The following is a 14,588-nucleotide window of genomic DNA, read 5'->3' on the forward strand; positions in this document are numbered from 1 at the left end:
TAATTAATTTGTACTTCTTGATACGTTAAAAAATTAAAATTTTGTTACAAACTGCTAAAAGCCGATGGAGAAACCGTGATTTATGCCATGATCGCAATGTAGAATACATAAGCCTTTCTAAATTACAGGGAATCTTGCATGACTCTCCGTCTTGGTGATACAGTACCCAACTTTACACAAGCCTCTACACACGGCGATATCAACTTTCACGAATGGGCGGGTGACAGCTGGGTAGTGCTGTTTTCTCACCCTGCTGACTTCACGCCTGTTTGTACCACAGAATTAGGCACAGTTGCCAAACTGAAGCCAGAATTTGACAAGCGTAACGTCAAAGCGATCGCACTCAGTGTAGATGATGTTGACTCCCATAATGGCTGGGTAGGAGACATCGAAGAAACTCAAGGAACTGCTCTCAATTATCCCATTCTCGCAGATGCAGACAAAAAGGTTTCTGACCTTTATGACATGATTCACCCCAACGCAGCTGCAAACATCACAGTGCGTTCCGTATTCGTTATCGACCCCAACAAAAAACTGCGTCTTAGCTTCACCTATCCCCCCAGCACCGGACGCAACTTTGATGAACTATTGCGAGTAATTGATTCTCTGCAATTAACAGATGATTACAGCGTAGCCACACCAGCTGACTGGAAAGATGGAGAAGACTGCGTAATTGTACCCTCATTGAAAGATCCCGAAGTTCTCAAAGAGAAATTCCCCAAAGGTTACAAAGAAATCAAACCTTATTTGCGGATGACACCTCAACCTAACAAGTAAATTTCAGTAACACCAATATTAGTATATTCCTAGGGTGGGTTAGCGATCGCGGAACCCACCATTTTTATATATAGATATAATTAACTTATTTGGGTTAGCAAAGTAGGAGAGATTTACCATGCTTTCATCCCCTTTGATATTGCATTTTCCCTCATCAATGCCCATGACAGACGAACAATTCTTTGAGTTCTGTCAAGAAAACCGCGACTTACGCATTGAGAGGAATAAATGTGGAGAAATCTCAATTATGCCGCCCACAGGTTCAGAAACAGGAAACCGCAACTTTAATATAGCTGGACAGTTATATGTTTGGGCAGAACAAGACAACACGGGTATTTGTTTTGATTCTAGCACAGGGTTTAAACTATCAACAGGTGCAGAGCGATCGCCTGATGCTTCCTGGATAAAATTAGCCAGGTGGAATCAACTCACATCAGAACAAAAACAAAAATTTGCCCCTATTTGTCCAGATTTTCTGATTGAATTAAGGTCAGCATCTGATAACCTGCAACCATTAAAAGACAAAATGGTAGAATATATGCAGGAAGCAGAAATCCAATTAGCTTGGTTAATTGACCGTAAACATCGCCGAGTTTATATTTATCGTCCTGGACAACCAGAAGAATGTTTAGAAAATCCTGATACTGTTAGCGGCGAACCCGTTGTATCAGGATTTGTTTTGAAGATGGATAAAATTTGGTAATCACAAAAACAATCAAAACTATGCAATCTCCTCTAAATATTCTCACAGTTGCAGAATACCTAGAAGCCGAAAAATCCAGCGATATTCGTCATGAATATATAGGCGGACAAGTCTTTGCAATGGCGGGTGCTAGTGAAGAACACAACCTCATATCAGGTAATATTCTCACCATATTACGTCCTCATCTTCGCGGAAGTTCCTGTCGTGCTTTTATCTCAGACATGAAACTTAAAGTCAAAGTACAAAATGCCGATATATTCTACTACCCTGATATTTTAGTCACCTGTGACCCCGAAGATAAAGAAAGATATTTTAAAACTCATCCTAGTTTAATTATCGAGGTTTTATCTGACTCAACAGAAACCACAGATAAACGAGAAAAACGCATTAATTACCAAACTCTAGATACCTTGCAAGAATATGTCTTAGTTTACCAAAACCAAATCAAAGTAGAAGTTTATCGCCGAGAACTTTCGGGTAGCTGGTCAATGCAAATTTTGGGTAAAGATGATAAATTGCGTTTGGATTCTATTGGGTTGAATTTGACAATGACAGACATTTATGAAGATGTGAATATAATTCGTAATTCCTAATTGGAGGAATAAAATTAAATAGAAAACCTTCTACTTCTTGGCTATTGTTGTGAGAATGATTGAGAGCGATGTTTATATTTTTCTGAATGTGCGATCGCTTATTAGTTTAAAATCAAATTCACTTATAATTATCTGCTAAAATATCATAAGCCTCATTAATTAACCGCATCTTTTCCAGCGCCTGTTTTTGCAATTGTGGCTGATTTACAAATAAATCAGGATGGCATTTTTTCACTAAAGTTTTATAAGCCTGTTTCACCTCAGCCAAAGAAGCACTAGGTTCTAATTTCAAAATGCGATAAGCGCGAGCAATTTTATCTTTTTCCGCCTGGGTTTTGGGTGGGTTAGATGCTTGTTTATTTTGGGTTTGCTGTTGTTGGCGATTTTGAGAACCAGGAGAACGCATTTCTGCTTTCATCTGCGCTATTTCTTCTTCAACTTCCCAATTGCGAAATTTTGCGTCCACCTCTTGGGGACGAGGAGAAGCTTTAGGAGGTGGGGAAACTTGCTGTTTTGGAGATTCTACCCTGGTTTGTGTTTGCGTCTTCTCAGGTGTGGAAGTCACTCTCTCCCGTTTGGGAATATATACACGGTTAGTATCTTGGTTTTTGGGTATTTCTGCATAAGGTTGATAATTTAAAGGTATTTTTGATTTTTCTAACTCACGCAATAACTGATTAAAAGAATTTTGTAATTTCTGTAAATCGGCACGCTTTTGAGTAACTTCTGGCTTTTCTGGGGTGACTGTAAAGCGAATAACTTGATCAGCTTTTTGTTCATACTCAGCCAAGATTGATAAACCTTGATTACTGAAATTAGATAAATAATCTTCCATAGCTTGAATACAAAGTTTAGCAACCTGCTGATGATAAGATTCCTTAGCTAATTGGTCATCTTGTTCTTGAATCTTCTTATTTAATAAATAAGAAATACTCCCAGCTACAGCAGCACCTAGTGGTCCACCTAATAACCAACCAATACCACCACCCACGGCAATTGAACCCGGTTCGCTTAACTCATCAGTTTTACCTGGCTTTGGTGGTAGGGGTATTTGCGGTTGATTAGGAAAGAGAATTAATAAATCTTCTGGTCTTTGTTCTTTGAAGAAATCATAAGCATCATATAGCCATTTAATTACAGCTAGCCTTAACTCCTTCAAGTCTTTCTTTATACTTTCTGTTTGCCAAGTATTAAATTTATTTTCTGCTAATGCAATTGCACCATCAGTTTGATATTTTTTTAGTAAATTAGGTAATTGTAGCCAATCAGATAACTCTTTTACCGTTTTGGTAAAACCTTGACTAATTACGTTAGCAGCCTTTTCTTTAATAACAATTTCTTTATTTTGCTTCTCGTTTATGGCGGTAACTTCATCTAAAAGGGGGTCAATTTTAGCCTTTAATGATACTTCAATTTGAGATGCGATCGCTTGCACCCTTGGCAACCTTACACCACCGCTATTTTGTTGTAAAATACTCACAATATTCTGCAACGCAGTTTCAAATGCTACTAAACCGCTACTACTAGCAGCTGCTACATCACCTTTTAATCTAGCGCGTAAAGCAGGTAAAGCATCAACCCGATATAAATTACTAAAACCTGGAGGTAAATCTGTACGAAAACTTTCCGCCACAAATAGCAAGCGATTTTGGACTTGTTTCTGTTCTTCAGGTTCTAATAAATTCAGAAAATTAGCCACAAAAATAACTGTTTTAATTCCCCTGTCAGATAACCAATCGCGCAAATTTTCTCGTTCACCTAAAGTCATTAACTTGCGCGCATCTAGTAACTGAACTACTAAATCTACACTTAAAAGTTTCTCTTTAACTAAATTATCTTGTGCTTCTCGATCATTTGTTCCTGGTAAATCGATAAATTCTACACCAGTTTTCAAAAGCGGATGGGGATAAAACACTTCCACAGCAGCGACATCTTTTCGCATCTGTCTATTACCATCAAGAATAGCAAATTGCTGTAAAATCTCTGTCCCACTGCGAACAACTTCTGTACCATCTACCAAAATGATGCGAGTCCGCACATCTGAACCATATTTAACAGTAATCATTGCGCCTGTGGTGGGAATCAAATCAATTGGTAACGTGCGAGTTCCCAAGATAGCATTTAATAAAGTAGACTTACCATGATTAAAAGGGCCAAAAACCGCAATGCGAAAACTGGGATTAACTAGATGATTGCAGACAGTAATAATATCTTGATTCAATGATGACCGAAATTCTAAATTTAGTAATGCAGATGCAGATTTTAGAGAATCTGCTAAATTCCTGTAACCTTCAGACTGTTGTTGCATCTTTGCCTGATTATATAAATTATCGATAGTGCTTCCCGGTCTAATAAACCAATTATTTATCTGTGTACCCTACGGCAAACCGCTAACGCGTCTACATCTGTGGTTAATTAATTACGTATTTTATCAAAAGACTGCATGAATTGCGTCTCTATAAGGCAAAAACTGCTATATAAACTTGCACTTAATAAATAACCCTTTCCACCTTGGCGTTCTTGGCTTCTTAAAGCAGTTAGTTATTTAATATTACAAGCTATACCTGGAATTGTTGCCGGTGCATTGCGCTGCGAGACAACACACCCTAAATTTTTATCATAGAGAATTGCTAAACCAGAAATAATTATCAGCTATAGTAAGCCAACAAATCACTGTACACTGCCTCAATTTGTTGCATTTCAACTATTACATCTTCCTGTAATTTTTTCAACCGTTGTAACTCACTGTCACGATTTATTTCCCGTGTTTCTTTCTGCTGAATCAGATTATCTAACTCAGCTTTGCGAGAGACAATATCATCATTAATTCGCAGACTTACCTCTTTTTCATATGAATCAAAGCACTCTTTCACTGCATCGTATACAGTTTGAGATTGTTCATGGGCTATTTGTGGTAAGTATTTAACTAACTCCTTTTTAGCAGTTTTAACTAACTCCTTACGCGCTTGGTCTGCTTGTAAAAAGCCTACTCCCAAGCCTAGCAAAGCAAATCCAATGGGGCCGAGAAAAATATTTGTAACCGCTGTCAGTATTCCTGCAACACCAATGACAGTGAAGTAGTTTAATAAAATGTTTTTCCAATCAAATCCCGCACCAGCTAAAGCTACACCAGCCAAGTTTCCTCTAGATAAAGATAACAATCCCATGGCCCATTTTGCCCATCCTGGGGATTTATCATCTTCTGGGGTGGAATGAGTATTTACTTTAACAGGCTGTCCGGTGAGTTTTTCGGTAATTTGGTCTGTGACTTGATTGTAAGATGCGCCATACTGTGCAGCACTGCGAGAAAGTTCTTGAAAAGCGCCATTAATATCTTTTTCAGCAGTTAAAGTCCAACTAGCAGCTTTATCAGCAATATATTGTTCAAAGGCTTTTTGCAGTGCTTCGTTAAATGCTTCCCGTTTACCACTACTCAGGAAATCTAAAACATTTAATTCCGGTTGATAGCGTAAGAAATCGGTTTCAAAAGTATTGCCTAAATTTAAGACATAACCACGGAAAGATTCCGAAATTTTTCGCGCTTGGGTATCTCTGGTATTGATGATTTCTTTTTGAAATTCATCCCGAATACTAGTGAGTTTATTAAACTCAGGTTCTACAGAATCTAGCCGTTTTTTTAATTCGTTGACATCTTGATCAAGTAATGGTAAACGCCTGGAAATTGCTTCTTGGGTATGCTTACAAGCTTGTCTACCTAATGTTCTCACTTGGCGGAGTTCGGCGATCGCACGTTCTCTGGTAAGAAAAGTATTCAGTGACCCCATAAATTCTGGAAAGCCAGTTCCCGCCAAATTCCCTTGGGGATTCTTCAGTCGTCGTCGCAGCGCTTGAATTGATGAAACTTCAAACACACGTTCTTCGTAGATATCCTGACCATCTACAGTACAGTATTCAGCTAAATTCGCCTTAAATACTTGCCGCAATCTGTTTTCAGAAGCTTGTAACTCCTCTGTATCGTCCGGATCAATTAAAGATTCTCGCACCTGATCCCAAGCGTTGATTAAAAAGAAAACCGACAATCCTCGACCTTTAATATAATTTTCTAGGTAGCGACGCTCACCCAAAGTACAAGGTTGAGAAGCTCTCATCACAAACAAAATTGCGTGACAATTATTCACATAGCCTAAAGACAATTCATTTCGGGCTTCCGTATCATTCAAGCCTGGACTATCAACAATTTCAATGCCCTTTTCTAATAATGCTAAAGGATACTCTACAACTGCATAATCAACATCAGGAAAAGCTTGTTTTTTCTCCTGTTCTAGTTTTTTAGCTTCTGCTGGGTCAATCGTATATTTATACTTAAAACTGGAAAAATCTAGCTTTTGGGGATGCTTACCATCATTAAAATGAATGGTGACTGTTTTCTCAGCACCGTAACGTAAAATCGTTAACACTGCTGTACAGGGATTAACATCACTTGGCAGTAAATTTTCCCCAATTAAGGCATTAAGAAACGTACTTTTCCCCCGTTTCATATCGCCTAAAACTAAAAGGCGAAACACACCTTTTTTCAGGTTTTTACTAGCTACCGTAATATCTTCAATATCTCGTTCTAAACTGAGTTTTCCTGAAGAAGATTCCCCAGACAACTCTGCTTGTTTAATAGTATCAGCCATTCTGCTCAAACATCCAGAAATTTCCGAACGCACTTGAGCGACCCGTTCTAAATCGTTGATAAATCTATCAGTATCAAGTTGTTGGTTCATCACAATTACCCTGTAATTAACTACGATTGTTTTTGGAATCAGAAAATAGTTTGTAAGATATCCACACCAATGCAGAGATCATGATTATTCCCGCGACTGCTGAGGCTATTCTCACAGCTACCAATGTTGCTACACCGAGAAGAAATAATTTTCCACCGAGAACAAGTTTTTTCATCCAGGGTTTTTGGGAATTATCCGGCTGATGCTTAATTGTTTGATGAATAGGTGCATTAATCTCGGTTTCCATTTCCCGCAGTCGTAATTCAACTTCTCTTTCCCGCAATTTGCGTTCTCGTTGCTCTATTTCTTTCTGGCGATTATCTTGGGATGTCATCAGTCTCAACTCCATCTAAAACAATGAAATGATAACAGCACTAATAAAATAGGTCTATTGTATATTATAGTACAAGGAATTGAGATAACCATAGTGAAACTTCTTCTGGATTTAGTATTGCTGGCTGATGAAACACTAAAAGTTAGATTCCACTTGCTGCACTTGCATTCCAGAAATATTTAAAATAATTGTGTCAGGGACTCACGCAGAGTCGCAGAGAATGAGCGAGTGAGGTGATCGAAGTTTTAACTATATGAGAATGTGTATGGTGTATTTGTATTTTGATTGCCAAATCTGTCAATATTATCACCGCTATACGCCAAAATTTTTATAGACCAGAACTCAGGAAAGTCAAAATGGATATCAAAAATGGATTTGTCGGCACTGTTGGGAACACACCACTGATTCGGTTAAACAGCTTTAGTGAAGAAACAGGTTGCGAAATCCTTGGTAAGGCAGAATTTCTAAATCCTGGGGGTTCTGTCAAAGACCGCGCTGCACTTTACATGATTGAAGATGCAGAAAAAAAGGGTCTACTTAAACCGGGTGGTACTGTGGTTGAAGGAACTGCTGGGAATACAGGCATTGGTTTAGCACATATTTGCAATGCCAAAGGCTATAAATGCCTGATTATTATTCCCAATACCCAATCCCAAGAAAAAATTGATGCCCTCACCACTCTGGGCGCAGAAGTGCGTCCTGTGCCGGCTGTTCCCTACAAAGACCCCAATAACTATGTCAAACTATCTGGCAGAATCGCCGCGGAGTTAGATAATGCTATTTGGGCAAATCAGTTTGATAATTTAGCCAACCGCCTCGCCCACTACGAAACTACAGGCCCGGAAATTTGGAGTCAGACCAACGGTAAAATTGATGGCTGGACTGCTGCAACTGGTACTGGTGGTACTTTTGCTGGTGTGTCTTTGTATCTTAAAGAAAAAAATCCAGCTGTTAAATGTGTGGTTGCTGACCCTATGGGTAGCGGACTATATAGCTATATCAAAACTGGTGAAATTAAGATTGAGGGTAGTTCTATCACTGAAGGCATCGGTAATAGCCGCATCACTGCCAACATGGAAGGCGCACCCATTGACGATGCTATCCAAATAGATGACACAGAAGCTTTGCGGGTGGTTTATCAACTTTTGCGGCAGGATGGGCTATTAATGGGCGGTTCTACGGGGATTAATGTTGGAGCTGCTGTGGCTTTAGCAAAACAGATGGGGCCAGGACATACTATTGCTACCATTTTATGTGATAGCGGTTCCCGGTATCAGTCCCGAATCTTCAACCGTGAATGGCTAGCGTCAAAAGGATTAGTCGTTAGTTATTAGTTATGGGGATGGGAGTATCTCACTCTATCAAACCTTACTCCCTACGGTGTACACACAAGTGATTGGGGGACAACTTCAAAGTCTAAAAATGTCAGTGAGACTAATACCAATTTCAGATAAAGATGCATAGAAAGAACCCCTCCCTAACCCTCCCCGCAAGCGAGGAGGGAACCGGATTTTTGTGGTGTAGGGGGGTCAAAATAATATGCAGCCTCACAAATAATTGGTATAAGGGTTGATAATTGGTTTTAAGTTGTCACAAATGTGCTTTGGCAAATTATCCCGAAGTATGGCATTTAAAAGGATTTGCAGCCATTTAATCATTTGTGTGTACACGATGGTTCTTTGGTAAACAGAGGAAGTCGAAATCTTGTTCACTAATTATTTCACGGGTTGGTTGTAGGGAAATTTCGCCAATAACATGGCCATAGCACAAGTGTTAGTCACTCCAGCAAATACTAAGCCTGCGCCTACAAAGCCACTCAAAATTAAAAACCAAGGCGAAATAAAAGCACCCAAAATATTTCCTGTAAATACTAATGAACCAGCTACAATTTGTACTTGCCTCATTAAACTAATTGGGGCATTTTTATTAATTTTAGTTGTATAATTTAACTGTTTCCAACGGGTAATACCCCCTTGTAGTTGAGCGAAATCTGAAAATCCAGCATTAATCAGTTTCTGTGCGGCTTGGTTAGAGCGATTTCCTGATTGGCAATAAAGCACCACTTTAGTATTACGCTGAAAAGGTACTTGTTTTGGTTGGAATTGAGAAAGGGGTAAAAGTTTAGCACCTGGAATATGTTCCGTTGCATATTCGGAAGGTTCGCGCACATCTATCAGATGCACTTGTTCGGTTTCAGTCAAGCCTTTGAGAGTCAAAACATCAATTAATTGTAATTTAGTTTCTGGAGTCATATTTTTACTTTCTGATCTTAATTGTGAACATCAAAACATTTCATCGACGTACCCTGCGGTCAGCCGCAAAAATGTCTAGATCGACATTTATTCCCGGTTAAATCTTGATTTCCCCAAGTTTTACCCCAAAAGCACTGTCTAATTCATGCTTTATTATATAACTATATAGTAGAGTAATTAATATAAAAGTAAAAAAATATTTAGTATTGTATGTCAGATATATTTCCCAACGCCCTCAGCCAAGTTGCCGATTATTTCAAAGTTTTGTCAGAGGTCAGTCGGCTACAAGTATTATGTTGTTTAAAACCTGGAGCTAAAAATGTTACAGAGATTATTACGCAGACTGGACTAGGACAGGCCAATGTATCAAAGCATCTCAAGGTTTTAGCACAAGCAGGTATTGTCAAAAGAACACCAGAGGGAGTCAGTGTAATTTATGAAATTGCTGATCCAATATTATTTCAGTTGTGTGATTTAGTGTGCGATCGCCTCTCCGTCCGACTGCAAGAACAAACCCAACAGTTGTCACAATTGGAGATTAGGGAGTGGGGGACAAAGGGATAATTTGATTCCCCATGTCCCATAATTTAGCTAAATTGCTCGCCTGCATCTAAATTAAACAAAGTTTGCAGGGTTTGCATACAGTGTCGTCTCGCCTCAACATCCTGCTGCGCTCGTAATTGCACCATTGGATCATGTAAAATTTTGTTCACAATCCCTCGTGTTAAAGCTTCGATGACTTCTTGATGTTTTTCGGCAAATTCCGAACCCAATCGAGACAATGCTTTTTCTAATTCTTGTTCACGGATGGTTTCAACTTTATTTCTCAAACAACTGATCGTGGAGACAGTTTCTAGCGATCGCCACCAAACATCAAAAGCTTCCACTTCTTCATCTAATAGCTTCTCGGCTTCCTGCGCCATCTTACGGCGGCTTTCATGGTTTTGCGCCACTACAGCCTTCAAATCGTCCACATTAAAGGCTTGCACATTTGCCAGTTCATTGACATCACTGTGGACATTACGCGGCACAGAAATATCAAATAGCATCAAAGAGCGATTCGACTCTAAAACTATTTCTAACTTGGTGCGGTCAAGTATTGGTTCAGTTGCTGAAGTGCTAGTAAATACTAAATCACTTTCGGCAATCACTGCCATCATTTGTGAGAGCGTATGAGTATATATAGACTGATCGGGATAAAGTTTTGCCAATTGCTGGGCGCGTTCTTGAGAGCGATTCACAATGCTAATTTGTGCAGCACCTTTAGAAATCAGGTGTTGTACCAACAGACGTGACATTTTACCAGCACCGATAATTGCGACTCGACAAGCGGCTAAATTACTCGCCTTCATTTGTGCCAACTCCACAGCCGCGGAACTAATAGAAACAGCACCAGTACCAATATTCGTTTCAGTCCGCACACGCTTACCGGCTGTCAGAGCTTGTTTAAATAATCGATTTAGAACTGTTTTTATACCGCTGTATTGCTGTCCCAGTTTGTGAGTATTTTTCACCTGAGCCAGAATTTGACCTTCTCCTAGGACTAAGCTATCTAAGCCAGCAGCTACCCGCATAACGTGCATTACTGCATCATCATGGAGCAACATAAACAAGTGTTGACGCAGAGACTGCACAGGTAATTTGCTGTGTTCCGAAAGAAACTGAGTAACTTCTCTGATGCCTTGCTCTGTTTCACTGGTAACAATGTAAATTTCCAGGCGGTTGCAAGTGCTAAGTATTGCTACTTCGTCAATGTGGGGATAGCTGCTCAGATGAGCGATCGCACTTTCCATTTGTGGTTCTGGAATACTCAGCTTTTCCCGGATTTCAACTGGGGCTGTTTTATGACTTAACCCCACCACTGCAATATTCATTATTTATCGTTAATTGGTAATGGATTATTGATTATTGATGATTGATTATTTTGGATAGGTATCAGGGATGAGGAGAAGAAGCAGGGGAGCAGGGAGCAGGGAGCAGGGGAGAAGAAGCAGGGGAGCAGGGAGCAGGGGAGAAAATTCTCCATCTCAATACACAGTCCCAAATACCCAATACCCAATACCCAATACCCAGTCCCCAATACCCAGTCCCCAATACCCAATACCCAGTCCCCAGTCCCTATTCCCTAATTCCTAATGCAATTGTAGATTCTTGGGTTCGTCAAACATATGGATAGTATCAACAAAACGGGCTGTCTTAGACTGGTTGGAAATAACCAAGCTTTGAGTCCTTGCACCACCGCTGAAGAAGCGGACACCGTTCATGAGAGTACCGGGGGTAATACCGCAAGCAGCAAATAGAACTGTTTCGCCAGAAGCTAATTCGTGAGCATCGTAAACCTTATCAGGGTCATTGATGCCCATTTCACTCAGCCGTGCGAGATTTCCTTCTCTGCTTTCGCCAATCAAACCTGTTTGCACTACAGCTGGATCATAGATCAGTTGCCCTTGGAAATGTCCTCCCAAGCAGCGCATAGCCGCAGCTGAGATGACTCCTTCAGGTGCTGCACCGATACCCATCAAAGCATGGATATTAGTACCACCAAAAGCACAGGAGATGGCAGCAGAAACGTCACCATCGCTGATTAGTCGGACTCTCGCGCCGGCGGTGCGAATTTCCTTAATGAGTTCTTCGTGGCGGGGACGATCCATCACCACAACTACCAATTCTTCAATAGAACGGTTTAAGCACTCAGAGAGGATTTTCAGGTTTTCAGTAGCAGACTTGTTAATATCTACTAAACCTTTGGCTGGAGCTGGGGCTGCAAGTTTCTTCATGTAGAAGTCAGGCGCAGCAAATAAACCACCCTTTTCGGAAATTGCCAAAACTGCCATTGAACCATTTTGACCGTAGGCGACCAAGTTTGTGCCTTCGCAAGGGTCAACAGCAATGTCAATTTCAATTAATTCATCAGGGTTACAGAAGTTTTTGGCATCTGGTTGGGTACAAATACCCACTTCTTCGCCAATGTAGAGCATTGGAGCTTCATCGCGTTCGCCTTCACCAATCACAATGCGTCCGCGCATATAGATTTTGTTCATCCGCTCCCGCATGGCTTCCACTGCTACTTGGTCAGCAATGTTCTTTTCGCCTTTGCCCATCCACTTTGAGGAAGCGATCGCCGCTTGCTCTACTACTTCAATAATCTCTAATCCAAGTGTATTTTCCACAGAGTCACCCTCTAAACTGCTTGACTTATGTCTTTTTATCTGGCTATTTCAGTCTTCAAGTCTACCAAAGGGCGGATACACGTGGGAAATACTATCTACTACCAGATGTGTTAAGTTTTGCTGCTTAATGCTAATTGTTCCCTACTAAATGACAATTACACTCATTTTTTCCCAGTAAATGCCGTCATAGTTAATCTAGTTTACTAGTATTGTCGTCATGCGATCGCCACAATTAGCGGGTATGGGGATACTTTGTTAACTCCATCGCCGATCATCTACGCTAGAGATAATTAACAAAACTCCATAAGAAAAAATATGCTGAATTTCCTCAACCCCATTTTTGGTCGTCATCCAGAACGCGTTAAAGCCAACGTGGAAATCTACACTTGGCAAACCTGCCCTTATTGCATCCGTGCCAAAATGTTGCTGTGGTGGAAAGGTGTCAGATTCACCGAGTACAAAATTGACGGCGACGAAGCCGCCAGAGCCAAAATGGCCGAACGTGCCAATAGTCGCCGTTCAGTACCACAAATTTTTATCAATAATCAACACATTGGTGGTTGTGATGACCTTTATCAGCTAGATGCAAAAGCTCAACTCGACTCACTTTTAGCCCATTTGTGATTGCTGAATAGCCAGGGGAAAATGTTAATTGAATATCCAGAATATTTGATCCATCGGCAATGGATGAGTCGCGCCATAGACTTAGCGAAAATCGCAGGCGATGCAGGTGAAGTCCCTGTGGGTGCAGTGATTATTGATTCGGGTGGAAATGTGATTGCCGAAGGCGAAAACAGAAAAGAACGTGATCAAGACCCCACAGCTCACGCAGAAATCCTGGCTCTGCGAGCTGCTGCGAAAAATTTACACAATTGGCGCTTAAATCAATGCACCATGTACGTCACCCTAGAACCTTGTCCGATGTGTGCAGGTGCTATTGTCCAAGCACGTTTAGGAATGCTGATCTATGGAGTGGACGATCCTAAAACTGGCGCAGTTCGCACTGTTACCAACATCCCTGATGGCTTTGCTTCTAATCATCGTCTGCGAGTCTTGGGAGGCGTTTTAGAATCAACTTGTCGTCAGCAATTACAAACCTGGTTTGCAACTCGTCGTCAGAGAAATAACGGACAGAGATAAAACTGTCCAGTAGCTTTAACACAAGTTACAAAAGAAAAACTACGGTGTAACTAATCAAGGGTTCATTGTATTTTACAGGACAAGCAGCAGCTACCATCATCATGGAATTTTATACAAACCACGAGACCTGCCCAGAAACACCAGCTAGTACCAAAACAAATACTAAGGTAGCTCATACTACTTCGAGGGTGTCTCCTTGGTTAAGTCCTTTATTGTATCTATTAGGCCGGCATCTTCTTTTACCGTTATTCTTTCGACAAATTGAAATCACCGGACAAGAAAATATTCCCTTAACTGGCCCTGTAATTCTCGCCCCTACCCATCGGTCACGTTGGGATTCATTACTTCTGCCCTATGCGACAGGTCGCTGTGTGACAGGGCGAGACCTGCGATTTATGGTAACGATCAATGAGTGCCAAGGTTTGCAAGGCTGGATAGTAAAAAATATGGGCGGGTTTCCTGTAGATCCTCAACGTCCAGCCATTACTACTCTGCGTCATGCTGTGGAATTACTTCAACAAGGTGAAATATTAGTTATTTATCCAGAAGGTGATATTTATCGCGATGGCAAGCTTCACCCGTTAAAACCGGGAATTGCTCGTCTGTCTTTGAGTGCGGAATCTAGTCATCCAGGACTGGACGTAAAGATTTTACCCATTAGTATAAACTACAGCCAACCTTATCCTAAGTGGGGTACAGGTGTGAAAATTTCTATTGGCAGTGCATTAAATGTCAAAAAATACACTGTGGGAAAGGTGAAACAAAATGCCAAAAATATCACATCAGATTTAGGATTAGCACTACAACAATTAAGCAATCAAGAATCAGAAATTGCCAGTCATATATTAACAGATATTTCCAAATCTTGATGCAGTTATTAGTCAATATA

General features: G+C 40.5%; 14 protein-coding genes. 8 read left to right on the forward strand and 6 right to left on the reverse strand.

The window, feature by feature from the left end:
* Nucleotides 1-138: 138 nt before the first annotated feature.
* The 3 genes from AACX33_RS16855 to AACX33_RS16865 all read left to right on the forward strand — a co-directional run bounded on the left by AACX33_RS16855 (nt 139) and on the right by AACX33_RS16865 (nt 2,073).
* The gene (locus AACX33_RS16855; RefSeq protein ID WP_194002565.1) at nt 139-777 is read left to right on the forward strand and encodes a peroxiredoxin; all 639 of its coding nucleotides are present in this window, start codon (nt 139-141) and stop codon (nt 775-777) included.
* Nucleotides 778-895: 118 nt separating this feature from the next.
* The gene (locus AACX33_RS16860; RefSeq protein ID WP_194002563.1) at nt 896-1,480 is read left to right on the forward strand and encodes a Uma2 family endonuclease; all 585 of its coding nucleotides are present in this window, start codon (nt 896-898) and stop codon (nt 1,478-1,480) included.
* Nucleotides 1,481-1,500: 20 nt separating this feature from the next.
* A complete protein-coding gene (locus tag AACX33_RS16865) occupies nt 1,501-2,073 on the forward strand; it encodes a Uma2 family endonuclease (protein WP_194002561.1) in 573 nt (190 codons plus the stop codon).
* 118 nt (nt 2,074-2,191) lie between these two features.
* Here the strand turns inward: AACX33_RS16865 and AACX33_RS16870 are convergent, their stop codons facing one another.
* The 3 genes from AACX33_RS16870 to AACX33_RS16880 all read right to left on the reverse strand — a co-directional run bounded on the left by AACX33_RS16870 (nt 2,192) and on the right by AACX33_RS16880 (nt 7,137).
* Nucleotides 2,192-4,381, reverse strand: coding sequence for a dynamin family protein (locus AACX33_RS16870; RefSeq protein ID WP_194002559.1), 2,190 nt, complete (start codon nt 4,379-4,381; stop codon nt 2,192-2,194).
* A gap of 340 nt (nt 4,382-4,721) precedes the next feature.
* Nucleotides 4,722-6,803 (reverse strand): dynamin family protein, encoded by a 2,082-nt coding sequence (locus AACX33_RS16875; protein ID WP_194002557.1) that lies wholly within the window; start codon nt 6,801-6,803, stop codon nt 4,722-4,724.
* 16 nt (nt 6,804-6,819) lie between these two features.
* Nucleotides 6,820-7,137, reverse strand: a complete 318-nt coding sequence (locus AACX33_RS16880; RefSeq protein WP_194002555.1) for a hypothetical protein — start codon at nt 7,135-7,137, stop codon at nt 6,820-6,822.
* 356 nt (nt 7,138-7,493) lie between these two features.
* Here AACX33_RS16880 and AACX33_RS16885 point away from each other — a divergent pair, with 356 nt between their 5' ends.
* A complete protein-coding gene (locus AACX33_RS16885; protein ID WP_194002553.1) occupies nt 7,494-8,471 on the forward strand; it encodes a cysteine synthase A in 978 nt (325 codons plus the stop codon).
* A gap of 381 nt (nt 8,472-8,852) precedes the next feature.
* Here AACX33_RS16885 and AACX33_RS16890 read toward each other — a convergent pair whose 3' ends face one another.
* Nucleotides 8,853-9,389 (reverse strand): rhodanese-like domain-containing protein, encoded by a 537-nt coding sequence (locus AACX33_RS16890; protein WP_194002552.1) that lies wholly within the window; start codon nt 9,387-9,389, stop codon nt 8,853-8,855.
* Between the two features lie 210 nt (nt 9,390-9,599).
* Here AACX33_RS16890 and AACX33_RS16895 point away from each other — a divergent pair, with 210 nt between their 5' ends.
* Nucleotides 9,600-9,953: an ArsR/SmtB family transcription factor gene (locus tag AACX33_RS16895; protein WP_194002550.1), complete on the forward strand. Its 354-nt coding sequence runs from the start codon at nt 9,600-9,602 to the stop codon at nt 9,951-9,953.
* 23 nt (nt 9,954-9,976) lie between these two features.
* On the opposite strand, the gene AACX33_RS16900 is transcribed toward AACX33_RS16895, so the two are convergent.
* Together AACX33_RS16900 and glpX are read right to left on the reverse strand one after the other, a co-directional pair.
* On the reverse strand, nt 9,977-11,263 hold the full coding sequence (locus AACX33_RS16900) for a glutamyl-tRNA reductase (protein WP_194002549.1): 1,287 nt from the start codon (nt 11,261-11,263) through the stop codon (nt 9,977-9,979).
* 258 nt (nt 11,264-11,521) lie between these two features.
* Complete coding sequence (glpX, locus tag AACX33_RS16905) at nt 11,522-12,559, reverse strand: class II fructose-bisphosphatase (protein ID WP_194002547.1); 1,038 nt, start codon at nt 12,557-12,559, stop codon at nt 11,522-11,524.
* 315 nt (nt 12,560-12,874) lie between these two features.
* Between glpX and grxC the strand changes: the two genes are divergently transcribed.
* The 3 genes from grxC to AACX33_RS16920 all read left to right on the forward strand — a co-directional run bounded on the left by grxC (nt 12,875) and on the right by AACX33_RS16920 (nt 14,568).
* On the forward strand, nt 12,875-13,183 hold the full coding sequence (gene grxC / locus AACX33_RS16910) for a glutaredoxin 3 (protein WP_194002545.1): 309 nt from the start codon (nt 12,875-12,877) through the stop codon (nt 13,181-13,183).
* A 21-nt stretch (nt 13,184-13,204) separates the two neighbouring features.
* A complete protein-coding gene (tadA, locus tag AACX33_RS16915; protein ID WP_194002543.1) occupies nt 13,205-13,699 on the forward strand; it encodes a tRNA adenosine(34) deaminase TadA in 495 nt (164 codons plus the stop codon).
* A 101-nt stretch (nt 13,700-13,800) separates the two neighbouring features.
* Entirely contained in the window at nt 13,801-14,568 is a 768-nt protein-coding gene (locus AACX33_RS16920) for a lysophospholipid acyltransferase family protein (RefSeq protein WP_194002541.1), read from the forward strand.
* The last annotated feature ends 20 nt before the right edge of the window (nt 14,569-14,588 follow it).

This window comes from Nodularia sp. LEGE 04288 (genome assembly GCF_963896525.1).
Classification (GTDB): domain Bacteria; phylum Cyanobacteriota; class Cyanobacteriia; order Cyanobacteriales; family Nostocaceae; genus Nodularia.

Bases quoted from the DNA above. Each gene is read 5' to 3' on its own strand.
- AACX33_RS16880 (WP_194002555.1), bottom strand. From the start codon at position 7,137: ATGACATCCCAAGATAATCGCCAGAAAGAAATAGAGCAACGAGAACGC.
- AACX33_RS16865 (WP_194002561.1), top strand. From the start codon at position 1,501: ATGCAATCTCCTCTAAATATTCTCACAGTTGCAGAATACCTAGAAGCC.
- AACX33_RS16920 (WP_194002541.1), top strand. From the start codon at position 13,801: ATGGAATTTTATACAAACCACGAGACCTGCCCAGAAACACCAGCTAGT.
- AACX33_RS16860 (WP_194002563.1), top strand. From the start codon at position 896: ATGCTTTCATCCCCTTTGATATTGCATTTTCCCTCATCAATGCCCATG.
- AACX33_RS16875 (WP_194002557.1), bottom strand. From the start codon at position 6,803: ATGAACCAACAACTTGATACTGATAGATTTATCAACGATTTAGAACGG.
- AACX33_RS16870 (WP_194002559.1), bottom strand. From the start codon at position 4,381: ATGCAACAACAGTCTGAAGGTTACAGGAATTTAGCAGATTCTCTAAAA.
- AACX33_RS16895 (WP_194002550.1), top strand. From the start codon at position 9,600: ATGTCAGATATATTTCCCAACGCCCTCAGCCAAGTTGCCGATTATTTC.
- tadA (WP_194002543.1), top strand. From the start codon at position 13,205: ATGTTAATTGAATATCCAGAATATTTGATCCATCGGCAATGGATGAGT.
- AACX33_RS16890 (WP_194002552.1), bottom strand. From the start codon at position 9,389: ATGACTCCAGAAACTAAATTACAATTAATTGATGTTTTGACTCTCAAA.
- AACX33_RS16855 (WP_194002565.1), top strand. From the start codon at position 139: ATGACTCTCCGTCTTGGTGATACAGTACCCAACTTTACACAAGCCTCT.
- grxC (WP_194002545.1), top strand. From the start codon at position 12,875: ATGCTGAATTTCCTCAACCCCATTTTTGGTCGTCATCCAGAACGCGTT.
- AACX33_RS16900 (WP_194002549.1), bottom strand. From the start codon at position 11,263: ATGAATATTGCAGTGGTGGGGTTAAGTCATAAAACAGCCCCAGTTGAA.
- AACX33_RS16885 (WP_194002553.1), top strand. From the start codon at position 7,494: ATGGATATCAAAAATGGATTTGTCGGCACTGTTGGGAACACACCACTG.